12 protein-coding genes are annotated in these 14,644 nt (G+C 72.7%); 4 read left to right on the top strand and 8 right to left on the bottom strand.

From position 1 onward, the window contains the following. Positions 1–12: 12 nt before the first annotated feature. Together ACYQ78_RS04245 and ACYQ78_RS04240 are read left to right on the top strand one after the other, a co-directional pair. Positions 13–1,308, top strand: a complete 1,296-nt coding sequence (locus ACYQ78_RS04245) for a family 4 glycosyl hydrolase (protein WP_459799324.1) — start codon at positions 13–15, stop codon at positions 1,306–1,308. Further along, positions 1,305–2,108, top strand: coding sequence for a DeoR/GlpR family DNA-binding transcription regulator (locus tag ACYQ78_RS04240; protein WP_459799323.1), 804 nt, complete (start codon positions 1,305–1,307; stop codon positions 2,106–2,108). The genes ACYQ78_RS04245 and ACYQ78_RS04240 overlap by 4 nt, the downstream gene beginning before the upstream one ends. On the opposite strand, the gene ACYQ78_RS04235 is transcribed toward ACYQ78_RS04240, so the two are convergent. From ACYQ78_RS04235 to ACYQ78_RS04210, 6 genes are all read right to left on the bottom strand, one after another. Further along, positions 2,105–4,963, bottom strand: coding sequence for a CHAT domain-containing protein (locus ACYQ78_RS04235; RefSeq protein ID WP_459799322.1), 2,859 nt, complete (start codon positions 4,961–4,963; stop codon positions 2,105–2,107). The two genes, ACYQ78_RS04240 and ACYQ78_RS04235, sit on opposite strands and share 4 nt — an antisense overlap. Continuing rightward, positions 4,960–7,563, bottom strand: a complete 2,604-nt coding sequence (locus tag ACYQ78_RS04230) for a CHAT domain-containing protein (protein WP_459799321.1) — start codon at positions 7,561–7,563, stop codon at positions 4,960–4,962. The genes ACYQ78_RS04235 and ACYQ78_RS04230 overlap by 4 nt, the downstream gene beginning before the upstream one ends. Then, positions 7,560–8,090 (bottom strand): Pycsar system effector family protein, encoded by a 531-nt coding sequence (locus ACYQ78_RS04225; protein ID WP_459799320.1) that lies wholly within the window; start codon positions 8,088–8,090, stop codon positions 7,560–7,562. Before ACYQ78_RS04225 ends, ACYQ78_RS04230 begins: the two co-directional genes overlap by 4 nt. After that, complete coding sequence (locus tag ACYQ78_RS04220) at positions 8,087–9,745, bottom strand: CATRA conflict system CASPASE/TPR repeat-associated protein (protein WP_459799319.1); 1,659 nt, start codon at positions 9,743–9,745, stop codon at positions 8,087–8,089. The genes ACYQ78_RS04225 and ACYQ78_RS04220 overlap by 4 nt, the downstream gene beginning before the upstream one ends. Further along, positions 9,723–10,040 (bottom strand): CATRA system-associated protein, encoded by a 318-nt coding sequence (locus ACYQ78_RS04215; protein WP_459799318.1) that lies wholly within the window; start codon positions 10,038–10,040, stop codon positions 9,723–9,725. The genes ACYQ78_RS04220 and ACYQ78_RS04215 overlap by 23 nt, the downstream gene beginning before the upstream one ends. 71 nt (positions 10,041–10,111) lie before the next feature. Then, on the bottom strand, positions 10,112–10,876 hold the full coding sequence (locus ACYQ78_RS04210) for a DeoR/GlpR family DNA-binding transcription regulator (RefSeq protein WP_459799746.1): 765 nt from the start codon (positions 10,874–10,876) through the stop codon (positions 10,112–10,114). A gap of 106 nt (positions 10,877–10,982) precedes the next feature. Here ACYQ78_RS04210 and ACYQ78_RS04205 point away from each other — a divergent pair, with 106 nt between their 5' ends. Together ACYQ78_RS04205 and ACYQ78_RS04200 are read left to right on the top strand one after the other, a co-directional pair. Further along, positions 10,983–11,870 carry a 1-phosphofructokinase family hexose kinase gene (locus ACYQ78_RS04205; RefSeq protein ID WP_459799317.1) on the top strand — a complete coding sequence of 296 codons (888 nt, stop codon included), beginning with the start codon at positions 10,983–10,985 and terminating at the stop codon, positions 11,868–11,870. Next, positions 11,851–12,669 carry a class II fructose-bisphosphate aldolase gene (locus tag ACYQ78_RS04200; protein ID WP_459799316.1) on the top strand — a complete coding sequence of 273 codons (819 nt, stop codon included), beginning with the start codon at positions 11,851–11,853 and terminating at the stop codon, positions 12,667–12,669. Before ACYQ78_RS04205 ends, ACYQ78_RS04200 begins: the two co-directional genes overlap by 20 nt. Here ACYQ78_RS04200 and ACYQ78_RS04195 read toward each other — a convergent pair. Both ACYQ78_RS04195 and ACYQ78_RS04190 read right to left on the bottom strand, forming a co-directional pair. Further along, positions 12,638–13,630 (bottom strand): endonuclease/exonuclease/phosphatase family protein, encoded by a 993-nt coding sequence (locus ACYQ78_RS04195; protein ID WP_459799315.1) that lies wholly within the window; start codon positions 13,628–13,630, stop codon positions 12,638–12,640. The genes ACYQ78_RS04200 and ACYQ78_RS04195 overlap by 32 nt on opposite strands. Next, entirely contained in the window at positions 13,627–14,643 is a 1,017-nt protein-coding gene (locus ACYQ78_RS04190; RefSeq protein WP_459799314.1) for a glycosyltransferase family 2 protein, read from the bottom strand. The genes ACYQ78_RS04195 and ACYQ78_RS04190 overlap by 4 nt, the downstream gene beginning before the upstream one ends. Between the last annotated feature and the right edge of the window lies 1 nt (position 14,644).

The raw sequence follows: 14,644 nt of genomic DNA, 5'->3' as shown, positions 1-14,644 counted from the left end.
AGGAGGTCGCGGATGGCAAAGATCGTCATCACCGGAGCCGGCAACGTCGAGCTCACCCGCAAGATCCTCTCGGATCTCCTTTCCTGTACGGAACTCGCCGGCACCCTGCACCTCGCGCTCCACGACGTCGACCCCGGCCGCCTCGCCACCGCCGAGGCGCTGGCACTGCGCCTCGACGCGGAGACGGGCGCCCGCGCCCGGATCGAGGCGGCCGAGACCCGTTCGGTTTTGCTCGACGGCGCCGACTTCGTCGTCTGCCAGTTCGACGTCGGCGGCTACGACGCCCTGCTCCGCGACATCGAGATCCCCCGCCGCTACGGCCTGCGCCAGACGCTGGGCGACACGATCGGCATCGGCGGCATCTTCCGCGCGCTGCGGACCATCCCCGAGATGCTCGCCCTGGCCTCCGACATGGCCGCACGCTGCCCGGACGCCTGGCTGCTCAACTACACCGACCCGATGGCGGCGCTGTGCTGGGCGGTCCGGGCGGCCACCCCGCTGCGCAGGATGGCCGGGCTGTGCCATTCGGTCCGCGACACCCACGCCCTGCTGGCCGACCTGGTCGGACGGGAGCTGGCCGACATCGACTTCGTCACGGCGGGGGTGAACCACCAGGCGTTCGTGCTGCGTTTCGAGAGCGAAGGCCGCTCGCTCCACCCCGACCTCGACCGGCTGATCGCCGACGACCCCGACGTCCGCAGCGAGATCTACCGCCGCTTCGGCCACTTCCCCACCGAGTCGAGCGAGCACGCCGCCGAATACGTGCCGTGGTTCCTCCCGCACGACGCCGAGGTGAAGCGGCTCGGATTGCCCATCGACGAGTCGCTGCGGCGCAGCGCCCGCAAACTCGACTCCTACGAGCGGCTGCGCGGCTCGCTGGCCTCCGGCGAACCGCTGCTGGCCCGGTGGAAGCACTTCGAGATGGCCTCCGAGGTCATCCACTCCCTGCTCACCGGGGTCCCGCGCGAGGTCTACCTCACCGTGCCGAACGACGGGCTGATCGACAATCTGACCCCGGACGCCTGTGTCGAGGTGCCCGCCCGCGTCGACGGCCACGGGATCCACCCCGTTCCGGTCGGCCGATTACCCGTCCAGCTGGCGGCGTTGAACCGGACGTTCCTCAATGTGGTTGAGTTGACCGTGACCGCGGCCCTGGAGGAGCGACGATCAGCGGTGTACCAAGCGGCGATGCTCGATCCCTGCACCTCCGCCACCCTTCCGGTGGCGGCCGTCGAAGACCTGTGCGACGCGCTCATCGACGCCCACGGCCCGCTGCTCCCGGCGGGCATCCGGAGCGTGCGCCGATGACCGACGTGGCGGTCCCCGACCTCGACGCCGACACCCGGCGCGAACGCATCGTCTCGATGGTGCTGGAACACGAGTTCGTCCGGGTCACCGACCTGGCCGAGATCTTCGGCGTCACCAGCGTGACGATCCGCGCCGACCTCGAACTCCTCGACCGGCAGGGCGCGCTGCGCCGGGTCCGCGGCGGGGCGATCCCGGCGAAGCCGGGCCGGGCGGCCGAGCCGTCGTTCGAGGTGTCGCTGGGCAGCGCGGCGGTCGAGAAGACCCGGCTGGCCCGCCACGCCGCCGGTCTGGTGGTGAGCGGCGAGAGCCTGGTCATCGACGCCGGCACCACGACCACCTTCCTGGCCCGCGCGCTGGTCGCCCGCGCCGACCTCACCGATGTCGTCGTCTTCACCAACAGCCTGCGGGTGGCCGTCGAACTGGAGCCCGCGATCCCCCGCGTCACCGTGCTCGTGACCGGAGGAACGCTCCGACCTGCAACCCATGCCCTGGTCGACCCGCTGGGCGCGCTGATGCTCGAACGCATCCACGCCGACACGCTGTTCCTCGGCTGCCACGGGGTCGACCTCGCGTCGGGGGTGACGGGGGTGAACCTGCTGGAGGCCGAGATGAAGCGCAAGATGCTGGGGGCGTCCCGGCGTCACGTGGTGCTGGCCGACTCGTCGAAGCTGGGGCGCACGGGGCTGGCGCCGGTCTGCGCGCTCTCGGACGTCCATCTGCTGATCACCGGCGCGGAGTCCTCTCCCGGGGTCGTCGCGGGTCTGCGCGAGGAGGGCGTCGAGGTCGACCTCGTCGGCTAGACACACCCGCTGTGGACGTATCCGGCCCAGGCCGTGGGCTGGCCGGGCCGTTGCCTTCGCACCGAGAGCACGGCCTGGTGAAGGGCGGTGGCCGCGCGGTCGGCGTCCAGGACGTCGCCGGTGGTCACCTCCGTGTAGAACACCTCCGCCACCTTGACCGCGACGCGGTCGGAGATCGGCCAGAGGGTGCCGATGACGTGGCGGTATCCGGCGAGCTGGAACGCCGAGGTGAGGTGGATGGCCTCGTCGGCGAGCGTGGCCGCCGTCTGCGACGTGCCGCAGGCCGACAGGTAGGCGAGTTCGGCATTCCGCAGGCGCAGCCGGGACACGTCGGCGACGGTCACCGGCCGTCCGGCCTCGTCGTGGACCATGAGCGCGCTGCGCGACGGCACCACGTCGTCACCGACGACATGACAGGCGATGTGCACCCAGCCGTGGGCGGGCAGTTCCCGCAGCACCTCGGGCCCCCGGCCGTCGACGGTCACCAGCGGGACGGGCAGCCGCTCACGGACCATCCGCAGCTCCCGCGCCACGGCCGGGAGCGGCACCTGGCCCGGGGCCTCCGGCGCCTGGATCGCCAGCGCGCTCCCGACCGGCGCCACCGGCCGCGACCGCCCGTGGGCGAGCGCCCTGAGCGTCGGCACGGACGTGGAGACGGCCAGGTCCAGCAGGCCCGTGCCGCCGCCGATCGGCTGCGCGGCGTGCAGCGGGAGAAGGGTCAGCAGACCGGTGGCCACCCAGAAGATCCGCACCGGGGCCGGTGCGCCGACCGCCCCGAGCACGGGCTCGGCCACGGCCCGCCACAGCCAGTCGAGCACCGCGTGCAGATCGTCCCGCGACACCTGGGCGGCGACGGCCTCCGGGGTACACAGCGGCAGCGGCACCGGGGTGATGCCCTCAGGGGTGAGGACGAGGGCGTGGGAGCCCAGCGAACTGACGTTCACCACGACGATCAGACCCCGGTCGGCGAGCGCGACCAGCTCGGCCTCGGTCGGCGGGAGGAGGAACCGGTCGAATCCAGGCAGCCTGCGGATGCCGTCGACGACCCGGTCGAGCTCGGCGGCATGCCGCCGCCGCGCCACACCGGCCTCGACCGGCGACGACTCGGTCGGCGCGTCGAGCATCCGGCAGATCTCCTCATACCGGTCGGCCAGGTCTGCGGCATGCTCGCAGAGGTCGGCCGGTTCCGCCCGCTCGGCCAGATCCGCCGCGTGCTCGTGGAGGTCGGCCGGGTGCCCTGCGTACTCGCGGAGGTCGGTCAGTTCGGTTCTGGCGTCCATCGCCTGGGCGAGGAGGAGGCCGCGGCCCTGTTCCAGGAGGGTCAGGGCTCGGCCCGGGGCGTCGAGGCGCAGTGCGCAGGCGGCGGCGTCGCCGGCGATCATCATGTGGCGGCTCAGTTCGCGTTCCTGGTCTTCCCTGCCGATCTCGCGGGGGGCCACTCGTCCGAGCAGGTGGAGCGCCTGTTCCAGGCCGGCCAGGGCGTCCGGCCAGTCGCCTGCGTCGGCCGCGACGCGGCCCCAGGCCGTCGCCGCCTGCACTCGGAGGCGGGGGCGCGCCGCTTCCACACCGGTCGCCTGGCGGAAGGCGGCGATCGCGGCCGCGCGGAGCTCATCCCCGCCTACGACCTCGAACAGGTCGAAGCGGGTTCCGCCCAGATTGGCGAGGTAGGCGGTCAGGTCGGGGTCGTCGGCGGAGCAGGCCGCCACGGCCTGCTCGTAGGCCTCGATCGCCTCCTCGGCGTCGACCGGCCGGCGATCGCGATGGAAGCGGGCCCGGCGGACGTTGCCCAGATTGTTCGAGTAGGTGGCCCGCCGGGGATGCCCGGGAGGTGTCAGGCGCACGGCCTCGGCGCAGACCTCGGCCGCCCGGTCGAGATCGGCCGCCTCGCCGAGCCGATCTGCTCTGACCCGCAGTGCGGCGCCCAGGTTCGACAGGCGGCCGCCCCGGCCGGGATCGTCGGCCGTGGTGTGCATGACCGCCTCCCCGGCGAGGGCGATCGCCACGTCGAGGTCGCCGAGGTCACCGGCCCGGTCGAAGCGGGTCAGGCAGACGGTGGCCAGGTTGGCGAAGCGTCCCGGCAGGCCGGGGTCGCCCTCGGGGGTCGACTCGATGGCGGAGCGGCCGGTCGCGAGGGCCTCGTCGAGGTCGACGCCGTCGCCGGTGAGCTCGAACCGGATCTGGAGCGCGCCGCACAGGTTCGACAGGATGCTCGGGCGGTGGACCGCCGAGGCCGGCCCGGACGCGGCCGCCCTTCCCGCGTCGATCGCCTCGTCGAGGTCCGCGCGCGTGCCCGTGCGTTCGTAGCGGGCCTGGAGGGCTCCGGCCAGGTTGGCCAGGACGGCGGACCGGTCGGGGAAGTCCGGCGGCATCGCGTCGACCGCGCGGCGGCAGGCGTCGACCGCTTCGGTGATGTCGGTGCCACCGATCTGGAACCGGGTCAGCAGGCTGATCCCGAGGTTGGTCAGCAGGACGACCCGCGCTCGGGGGCTCAGCCCGTCGTCGTCGGCGACCTGCCGGTTGAGCTCGACGGCCTCGTCCAGGTCGGCCGGGTCACCGGACGCGTCGAAGCGGATGCGCAGCATGTTGGCCAGGTTGACCGATGCGGCGACCCGGTGCTCCGGCCCGGCCTGACGGACCGCGTGCCGGTGCGCCACGACCGAGGCGTGCAGGTCATCGAGGTCGCCCGCCCGCAGATAGCGCTGGTGGAGTGCGACGCCCAGGGAGGAGAGGACGATCGCGTCGCCGCCCTCGGAAAGGCTCCGCAGCCGGGAGACCGCCTCGTTCAGTGCCGGAAGGTCGCCCGTGCGAACGGCGGTGTCCAGCAGGTCGACGGCCGCGTTGTAGTCGGCGGTCATGTCGTCACCGGGGTGAAGCCGTCGCCGATCAGCGTCAGGCCCGCCCACGCGGCCGGGACGGCGGTGGACCGGCGGCCGAGGTAGTCCAGTTGCACCTGCCGCAGCGCGGCGGCGGGGGTCTCGCCGGTCGCGAGGCGCCCGTAGAAGGCGCTCAGCAGGCGGGCCGTCGCGGTGCTGTGGATGTCGACCGTACCGGCCAGCACCCAGCGCGCACCGGCCAGCAGGGCGGCGGCCGGGAGCCCGAGGGGCTCGACGGCGGTCCGCACCCCCAGGCGGCCCGACCAGCACGACGGGGTGATGAAGCCCTCGGGGAGGCGGCAGCGCAGCAGGTGGGCGGCGGTCAGCTGACGGTCTTCACCCAGGTGGAGGCCCTGGCCGAGACCGGCGTGGGTGCCGCGGTCGCCCCACTCGGCGCCTTCCGCGGGCCGCGCGGGTTCGATCCCGTGGGCGGTCACGACCACGGCGGCGTAGCGGCCGGCGTCGGTCAGCAGGCCGGGAAGGGTGTCGGCGGTCGCGAAGTCCACCGGCGCGAACGCCTTCACCAGCGCATCCCTCTCCCGCTGGTACCCGGCGATCGCCGGGTCGAGATAGGCCAGCACGCCCGAGCCTCCGCGCCTGGGCCGGGCGCGCAACGCCGGCCACAACGCGAGGGAGGGCACCACGGCGAGCTGGGCGAGTTCCACCAGATGGCGCCCCGCCACCACGACTGCGGCGATCGGCAACGGGCCCAGCACGCTGCCCGTCGACACGATCAGCGGCGGGGCGTCCGCGCCGGAGAGCGCCTCGGCCAGGCCGGGTGGCATGAGCGTGCGGCCGACGGCGGCCAGGTCGTCGTGCTGGCTGCGCCAGGCCACCCTGGGGGCGGCCTGGTGGTAGTAGTTCAGGAACTCCCTGACCTGGCCGGGGATGACGACCTGGTCGACCCGGATCTCGCGGGCCGGGTCGACCCAGATGCGGGTGCAGTAGGAGACGTCCTCCTCCAGCACGTCCAGGATCAGGGCGTGCCCGCCCGAGGGGAGGGCCTTGATCATTTCCTGGACGTCGTTCTCACCGGCGATCGAGAGCCGCATCTGGCGGGAGGTCTCGCGTTCGAGCTGCGCGTACAGCTCGGTCAGCCGGGCTCGGGCGGAGTCGACGGCGTCGGCCTCGGCGGCGGTCAGGGTGATCCGCTGGATGAGGTCGTCGAGGTGGGGCGTGAAGCGGGCCCCGGCGCGGACGAACGCGGCCAGCGCCTCCGAGCGGGCCGCGGTCGCCACGGTCAGCGCGGCCAGGCCGTCGTCCGCGCGGGTGGCGCAGTGGAGGGCCAGGCCGTAGCTGTCCCGCGTGGACTCGTAGAAGACCCGCCGCTCCCCCGGGTCGGTGAGGCGGCGGCCGTCGGCCTCGTTGAGGGCGAAGCCCGCGAGGGCGTGCCGGGTCGCCTCCTCGACCTGGTCGGCCCTGATCAGCGCGGTGGCCAGGTGGTAGTGGGCGAGGCTCGCGGCGCTCGGGTCGTCCTGCTCCGGCAGGAGGTCCACCGCCTGCCGGAAACACGTCAGCGCCTCGTCCTCGTCACCGCGCGCGACGGCGATCTGGCCGCTCTCCAGCAGGATCTGGGACAGGCCCCGGGTGACGGCCGGCCCCAGCTCCATCGCGTCGTACTGGGCGACGGCGTCCTCCAGCAGGGCGGCGGCCTCGTCGAGACGGCCGTCCATGCGGGCCACCATGGCGAGGCTCACCGTGGTCACCACACGGTTGGCCGGGTCGCCCGCACCCAGCCGGAGGGCCTGGTCGAACCTCCGGCGGGCCGTGCGCCTCCGCTCCGCGAGGTCGTCGCCCGGTTGCACGTCGAGCTGGCCCAGCCGCCTGGCGACCAGCGCCGCGCCCTGCCGGCGGCCCGCGCGCAGGTAACCGGCGAAGGCGGCGGCGTAGTGGGGGCGGGCGGCGAGGTGGTGGCCCGTCTGCGCGATCGTGGCGCCCAGCTCACGCTGGACGTTGGCGGCCCCCACCCGGCGGCCAATGCTGGTGTAGCCGGCCAGCGCCTCGGTCAGGTGCCTGCGGCTCGCGTCGAAGTCGCGGGCCATCCGGCTGGAGACGGCCAGCTCGCGCCGGATGTCGGCGCGCAGTTGGACGACCCTCACATGGTCGTCGAGGGCGTCCGCGATCTCGACGGCCTCGGTCAGCAGGGCCCGGCACCGGACGAACTCGAAGGCGAGGTGGGCGACCGCGGCCCGCAGGAAGAGCGCCTGCCCCTGTCCGAGGCGGTTGCCGTCTTCGCGGGCCACCCGTTCCGCCCGCTCCAGGAGCGTGTCGGCGCGGGCGAAGTCGCCTTCGTATTTGGCGACGATCCCCGACTCGCGCAGCGCCTCGCCGAGGAGGTCACGCGGGCTGATCGTCTCGGCGATGGCCACGGCCCGCCCCAGCGCCTCGCGCGCCGACGGGTAGCGCTGGGTCGCGCCGTGGATCCAGCCCCACTCCAGCAGCAGCCGGCACCGTTGCCCCGGTGGCAGCGCGGCCATGGCCGCGGGGTTGCCGGCGAGCACGTCCAGCAGCTTCTCCGCCTCCGGGATCCGGTAGTCGTCGATCAGGCGCGACGCCTCGGCGAGGAGCAGGTCCACCATCATGTGAGCAGGCCGATCAGGCTGGAGGCGCCCAGCGCCAGCAGGGACAGGAGCAGGAACACCACGCTGCGGGAACTCCAGCGGTATTTGCTGTCGGCCACCAGGGAGTTGGTCCACACCTGGGTCGCGACCTCGCGCAGGAGCGCGTCGGGGTCGCGGATGAGGGCGCCGAAGTCGTCGGTGAAGGCGTCGGGCCGCTTGCCGTAGCGGGCCGCGACGTGGCGGTAGAACAGCAGGCTCGACGGGTCGGCGGTGGCCCGCGTCCGGGGCCGCAGCACCATCGCCGAGCACGCCACCGAGATCAGCAGCAGAACCGTGGTGACGATGACCGCGACCACGAATCCGACGGACGCGTTCTTCTCGCCGTTGATCAGGGCGTACAGGATGCCGCCGATCGCACCGGCGGCGGCGAGCGTCAGACCGGCCTTCGACTCGGCGTGCTTGATCCAGTCGATGACGAGCGTGAGCGCCCGCCACGCGTCTTCGCCCAACGGGGGGACGGGATCGGGGGGACGGCGCCAGAGGATCATGCGGCCACCCACAACCACGCGACGGCCGTACGGTCCTTGGTGACCGCCTCGACGCGGGAGAAGGCGGCGGGGTCGAGGCCCGGGTAGCCCTCCCCGACGACATAGCCGTGCACCTGGTCGGTGACCAGGACGACGAGGTCGGCGGCCTGATGGTTCTTGGCGGCCTCGCGGAGGACGTCGGAGTCGACGAGCCGGTGGATGTCCACGATCGTCTTCCCGGCGAAGCCGAGCGCCGACACCCCCGTCGGGCCGATGCCGACCGCCATGCGCAGGCGCATCCGGTCGCCGTGGCCGCCGTTGTCCTCGGAGAGCCGGTCGCGCCACGACGCGAGCAGGCGGGGGAAGACGAGGTGCAGCTGGATGTCGGCGGGGAGGAAGACGTTCACCCCGTCGCCGGTGCCGTCGTGCTCGGTCTGCTGGAGGGTCAGACCGAGATCGCCGAGCACGGTCCCGAGCATCGAGGCCAGCCGCTCCTGCAAGATGACCTGTTCGGGAGCCCCGCGCGAGCTGTAACTGACGATGTCCACCGAGAAACCCAGCCGGAGCAGCACGGGACCCGATCGCACCGGAGTCTCCCCGGGCGGTGAACTCGGCAAGGTGTCGGCGAGGTCGCGGACCTCGCTCGCGCGGCGCAGGCAGAGGTCGAGATAGGCCCCGGCGTCGTCGAGGTGGGCGGCGAGCCGGTCGGCCAGCACGACGTCGGCCGCGAACGGCTCGGGGAGCGCGGCCGTCATGTTCTGCCGGGCGATGCGCACGCTCTGGCGCATCTCCTCGATGCGGGTGGTCAGGATGCGCACGCTCGACTCCTCCAGCCGCAGCAGCCGTGCCTCCCCCGCGATCGCCGCCGGGTGGGCGGCGGGGTCGGCCAGCAGGGCGGCCAGCCGGTCGGCCTGGTCGTCGAGGGCCCGGCGCCGTTCGTCGACGTAGAGGTCGGCGTTCCAGACCCGGTGCTGGTAGGCGACCTTCGCCGTGTGCATCAGATACCGGGCCAGCGGGGTGAGGCGGACGTCGCCGCGCGACCACGTCCAGGCGTTGAGTTCGGCGTCCTGGTCTTCGGGGGCGACGATGACCAATCGTCGTTCGGTCCCGTTCTCGGGAGAGAGGTCCCAGACGGTGAAGTCGCCGTGCGAGCGGGAACGGTCCATCCACCATCGGGAGCGGGGCACGACGGGCAGGGCGAGCCGGATCGCGTCGGTGGGCGCGGCGTCCGCGCCGGTCTTGGCCTGGTAGATGCGGGCCGAGCCGAGGAGTGCGCCGGTCAGGCCGGTGGTCATCTCGTCCCACCAGCGGTCGAACTCGGCCCAGCCGTTCGGCGAGGCCGATCCACTTCGTAACCGGCGCGTGGACGCCTCGGGCGGCGCGGCGAAGACGACCGACACGTTGATCACGTCGTGGAGCCGCCGGGCGATCATCTGGAAGTCGGCGGTGGGGTGCTCCTGGGCCGCGAACGGCGTCTCACCGGCCCGCAGGGGCAGGACCTGCGGGAAGACCGCCGGAAGGCCGATGCCCGCGATCGGCACGGTCATGCCGAGCAGGTCGCGGCAGCGGGCCCACACCTCGCCCAGGTGCGTCAGCGCGTCGGCGGCGAGGGGTCCGTCGGCGGGCGCGTAAAGATGGACGACCAGTTCCTGGTCAACTAGCGTCCGGTCGCTCATCGTCCCTCCCGCCGACGTTCGAGGGCCGCAGCGAGTGGACGAGATGGTCACGCCGCTCCACGACCTCGGGCGGCGGGGCGACCACGGGAACGGCGCCAATGCGCGTGACCCGGGTGGGACCCAGGAGTTCCAGCGCGGCGATGGCGTCCCTGACGGCGTGGACGTCCCGGGCGGCGACGGCCACCGCGCAGGCGTCGAGCGCCTCCCGGACCCGTTCCCAGCGCGGAATCGACAATCGCCATTCCGGTAGGTCGTCCAGAACGTCCGCATCCCATTCGAAGTCGGATATTTCCACGGATGGCGACTCTAGTGGAACGATAATTCGCATGGCCGTGCACGGAAATGAGGTCAGACCGAATAGCGAATTCAGGCGGTAATGACGGTGATTCCGGCCTGGCGGAGCGCGGTCACCGTTTCGGGAGCGGTGCCCGTGTCGGTCACCAGGGTGTCGATGCGCGACAGCGGGGCGATCCGCACGGCGCTGCGCTGGGTGAACTTGGCGTGGTCGGCGAGCACGACGAGCCGCGCGGCGGCCGCGATCATGTTGCGGTCGGTCTCGGTCTCGGCCAGGTGGGCGCCCAGCATCCCGTACGCCGGATCGACGCCATAGGCGCCGAAGAACCCCACGTCGATGTGGACGTCGTTGAGCGCCTGCGTCGTCAGATGCCCCAGCAGCGACAGTTCGGCGTTGCGCAGGAGCCCGCCCAGCACGAGCACCTGCGCGGTCTCGGAGGCCGTGCCGATGGCGTAGGCGATGGCGATCGAATTGGTCACCACGGTCACGCCCGGAATCGCGACCAGATGGGGAACCATCTGTGCCGTGGTCGATCCGCCGGTCAGCAGCACGGCGCTGCCGGGCGTGACGAGCCTGACGGCCTCGGCGGCGATGCGCCGCTTCTCGTCGAGGTTGCGCACCGACCGTTCGGCGATCGGGCGTTCGTCGGGGGCCCCTTCGACCGCCATCGCGCCGCCGTGGACGCGCCGCAGGAGGCCGTCGTCGTCGAGGGCGTCGAGGTCGCGCCGGACGGTCGAGACGCTCACGTTGAGCAGCGCCGCGAGGTCGTCGACGCTGACGGTTCGCCGGGTGCGCACGTGGGCGAGCAGCTCGCCCCGGCGCTTCTCGCTCAGCATCACGCGATCATGATACACGCAGAAAACTTCACGAACTCTCACTTGACGGGACCAAACGGGCTTTCTACGGTCAAGGAGTGATAGTTCTGCGCGTTTCTGACCGTAAATGATCCTCACCGTCACGCTCAACCCGGCGCTCGACGTCACCTACCGGGTGGCCGCGCTGCGTCCGGGCGCCACCAACCGCGTCGGAGAGGTGGCGGTCCGCGCGGGCGGCAAGGGCCTTAACGTGGCCAGGGTCCTGCACGCCCTCGGCCACGAGGTGACCGCGCTCGGCTTCGCGGGCGGGCCCGACGGCGACCGCCTCACCGCCTCGGCCGGGCTCCCGGCCGCCTTCACCCCGATCGGCGGGGAGACCCGCCGGACCGTCGCGGTCGTCGCCGACGACGGGGTCACGATGCTCAACGAATCGGGCCCGCGCATCTCCGCCGGTGAATGGGCCCGGTTCCAGGCCGACCTCGCGGGACGGCTGCCGCGCGCCTCGATTCTGGTGCTGTCGGGGAGCCTGCCGCCCGGAGTGCCGGCCGACGCCTACGCCGTGCTCACCCGGCTGGCCGGTGAGGTGCCGGCGATCGTCGACGCCCAGGGCCCGGCGCTGGTGGAGGCGCTGGCCGCCCGGCCTCATGTGGTGAAACCGAATGTGGACGAGGTGCGCGCGACCTTCGGCGGCGAGGTGTCGCTCCGGGATCTCGGGGCACGGGCCTCCGTGGTCTCCGACGGGCCGCGTGGTCTCCACGCCGACACCGCGGAAGGCGGGTGGCGGGCGGTTCCCCCGTACACGGAAGGGAACCCGACCGGCGCGGGGGACGCGGCGGTGGCCGCCCTCGCGATGGGGCTGGCCGCGGGCTGGGACTGGCCCGAGACGCTGCGGCACGCCGCCGCACTGTCGGCCGCGGCGGTGTGCGCGCCGCTGGCCGGATCGTTCGACCGAGCCGCCTACCTGACCGGACTTCCGCGTGTGAGATTGGAGCGACGTGCTGACTCCCACCGCTGAGATCGTCGCCGCCGCCCGCGCCGCCGGGAGGGGTGTGGGCGCCTTCAACGTCATCCAGGTCGAGCACGCCCAGGGCATCGTGGCGGGCGCCGCCTGCGCCGGACTGCCGGTGATCCTCCAGGTCAGCGAGAACACCGTCGACTACCACGGCGGCCTGGCGGCCATCGGGGCCGCGTGCCTGGCGGTCGCCCGGGAGGCGCCGGTGCCGGTCGCGGTGCACCTCGACCACGCCACGCGGGGTGACCTGGTCGACCGGGCGGTGGCGCTCGGATTCGGGTCGGTGATGTTCGACGCGTCGGTGCTGCCCTATGACGACAACCTGGCGGCGACCGCCGAGGTGGTGCGGCGTTCGGGGGTGTTCGTGGAGGCCGAGCTGGGTGAGGTGGGGGGCAAGGACGGCGTCCACGCGCCCGGGGCTCGGACCGACCCGGGCGAGGCCGCCGCGTATGTCGCGGCGACCGGGGTGCACGCCCTCGCGGTGGCGGTCGGTACCTCGCACGCGATGCTGACCCGCGACGCCGCGCTCGACTTCGCGCTCATCGCCGAACTGCGCGCGGCGGTGCCGGTGCCGCTGGTGCTGCACGGCTCCTCCGGCGTCGCCGACGACGGGCTGCGGGCCGCCGTCGACGCCGGGATGACCAAGGTCAACATCGCGACCCATCTGAACAAGGCGTTCACCGGCGAGGTGCGCCGGGTGCTCGCCGCCACGTCGACCGTCGATCCGCGCGCCTATCTGCGGCCCGCGAGAGACGCCGTCGCGACGCAGGTCAGCCACCTGCTGCGGGTACTGGCAGGCTGATCGTCACCGACTGGGCGCGGTGGTCGGACAGCCCGCGCGGGTCGAGCAGGTCGTAGGTGTGGATCTTGGTTTTGGCGGCGAACGTCCAGTCGAGCTGCCAGAGCGGGAGCAGCCCGGCGTACCAGGAGGTCGGATAGATGGCGTCGGTGACCGTGTTCGCGCTGGTCATCCGGTCGAACAGCGGGCGCATCTCCCCCATCGCGCCGGTGCTGTTGAAGTCGCCGCTGACCAGGGCGGGGTTCGGGCGGGCGTCGAGGTCGGCGTGCAGCTCGCGGAACTCGCCGTCCCGGCGGGCGCTGCGGTCGCGCAGCCCGGCGAAGGGGTTCACGTCCAGGACCGCCTGCACCGGGATGTGGACGTTGTAGACCGACAGGGTCGACGTGCCGATCAGCAGGTCGGTGCGGAGGATCTTGGCCTGGTCGAACTCCTCCTGCCACGTCGGCCGGGGGCGCACGCTGGTGGCGGTGATCGGGAAGCGGGACATGGTGAGGAGTTCGCCTTCGGCGGCGATCTGGTATCCGGGGAACTCGCGCCGCAGGCGGGGCACGTCGTCGATCCGCAGGGGTCGGCTGTCCACCCAGTTCATGTACTCCTGGAAGAGGTAGACGTCGGCCCGCTGGTCTTTGAGGAAGCGGTAGAAGGCGTCGGGGTCCTCGTCCTGGTGCCAGTACTGGGTGTTCCACGAGAACACCCGGATCGCCCCGGCCGCCGGCTCGGGCGAGCCCCAGTTGAGGCCGCCGTGGCCGGCGCTCAGCACCAGCGATCCGGCCGCCAGGATCGTGGTGGCCCGGCGGAACCGCCCGGCCGCCAGGAGCAGCACCGGGACGACCAGATAGGCCACGGGCGGGATCAGGTCGGGGATCAGCCAGAGCCAGAACTCCCCCGACAGCAGGCGGTGGAGGACGACGAACCCCAGCCAGGCCGCCGCGGCGATCGGAGCCAGGCGGCCTGCGAGGGTCAACGGGTCAGCTCGGGTGTGCTTGATTCGTACATTCTCCGGAATCGCGGGGAGATCAGCCACTGCACGGCCCCGGCCGCGACACCCGCGATGATGACGAGGCTGACCACGAAGTGGACGACGACGAAGTAGGCGCCGAAGAGCGGGCACTTGCGGCCGAACACGAACCGGAACATGCCGAGGTCGCCGAGCGCCCACGCGGCCAGCAGCAGCGCGGGCACCACCACCGCGACCGGCCCGAACAGCAGCGGCGCGGGCAGGGTGAGCACCGTCAGCAGCGAGGCCAGCGACGCCCACGCCCGCGAGGCGGTCTCGTAGCCCTGTGCGAAGCGGCGCCTGCGCGCGTAGAGGGGGACGCGCAGGCGGCCGCGCTGGAACAGTTTGCGGAGCAGCGTCGGGAGTTCGCGGTCGTGGCCCATGCGGCCGTGGATGGCCCGGGTGATCCTCACCCGGTGGCGCTCGCTGAGCCGGCGGCCGTAGTCGACCTCCTCGGTGTAGCGCAGGTCGGGGTTGAACGGCCCGGTCTCGCGGAACACCGAGGCACGGATGGCGAACATCGCCGACCACAGGAACGACACGTCGCCCTCGGAGGCGACCGACCAGTAGTGGTGCTGGTGGGCGCGGTAGTCCTCGGTGCGGGTCGAGCGGATCAGCGGGTCGGGGTCCTCGATGCCGCAGACCGCGCCGAGCGACGGGTCGGCGTCCAGCAAGGCCACGCCGGTGGCGACCGCGTCAGGGGCCAGCGCGACGTCGGAGTCGACGAAGAAAAGGATCTCGCCGCTCGCCCACACGGCGCCCAGGTTGCGGGCGACGGCCGGGCCGCTGTTGCCCGGGGTGCTGATCACCTCCACGCCCAGCGACGCCGCGACGGCGGCCGAGTCGTCGGTGCTGCAGTCGTCCACGACGACGACCTCGAGCGGGGTGTGGGTCTGCTCCCGGATCGCCGCCAGGCACAGCGGCAGGAACCGGGCGTGGTTGTAGGTCGGGACGATGACGGTGACCAAGGGGGGTTCCATC

This window comes from Herbidospora sp. RD11066, from assembly GCF_054661255.1.
The sequence above is the reverse complement of the archived record's forward strand: the minus strand, read 5'-3'. Positions and strand labels throughout refer to the sequence as shown.

What these genes read in the sequence shown, in the direction of transcription:
- ACYQ78_RS04245 (WP_459799324.1), top strand. Translation starts at nt 13, where the DNA reads ATGGCAAAGATCGTCATCACCGGAGCCGGCAACGTCGAGCTCACCCGC.
- ACYQ78_RS04240 (WP_459799323.1), top strand. Translation starts at nt 1,305, where the DNA reads ATGACCGACGTGGCGGTCCCCGACCTCGACGCCGACACCCGGCGCGAA.
- ACYQ78_RS04235 (WP_459799322.1), bottom strand. Translation starts at nt 4,963, where the DNA reads ATGACCGCCGACTACAACGCGGCCGTCGACCTGCTGGACACCGCCGTT.
- ACYQ78_RS04230 (WP_459799321.1), bottom strand. Translation starts at nt 7,563, where the DNA reads ATGATGGTGGACCTGCTCCTCGCCGAGGCGTCGCGCCTGATCGACGAC.
- ACYQ78_RS04225 (WP_459799320.1), bottom strand. Translation starts at nt 8,090, where the DNA reads ATGATCCTCTGGCGCCGTCCCCCCGATCCCGTCCCCCCGTTGGGCGAA.
- ACYQ78_RS04220 (WP_459799319.1), bottom strand. Translation starts at nt 9,745, where the DNA reads ATGAGCGACCGGACGCTAGTTGACCAGGAACTGGTCGTCCATCTTTAC.
- ACYQ78_RS04210 (WP_459799746.1), bottom strand. Translation starts at nt 10,876, where the DNA reads ATGCTGAGCGAGAAGCGCCGGGGCGAGCTGCTCGCCCACGTGCGCACC.
- ACYQ78_RS04205 (WP_459799317.1), top strand. Translation starts at nt 10,983, where the DNA reads ATGATCCTCACCGTCACGCTCAACCCGGCGCTCGACGTCACCTACCGG.
- ACYQ78_RS04190 (WP_459799314.1), bottom strand. Translation starts at nt 14,643, where the DNA reads ATGGAACCCCCCTTGGTCACCGTCATCGTCCCGACCTACAACCACGCC.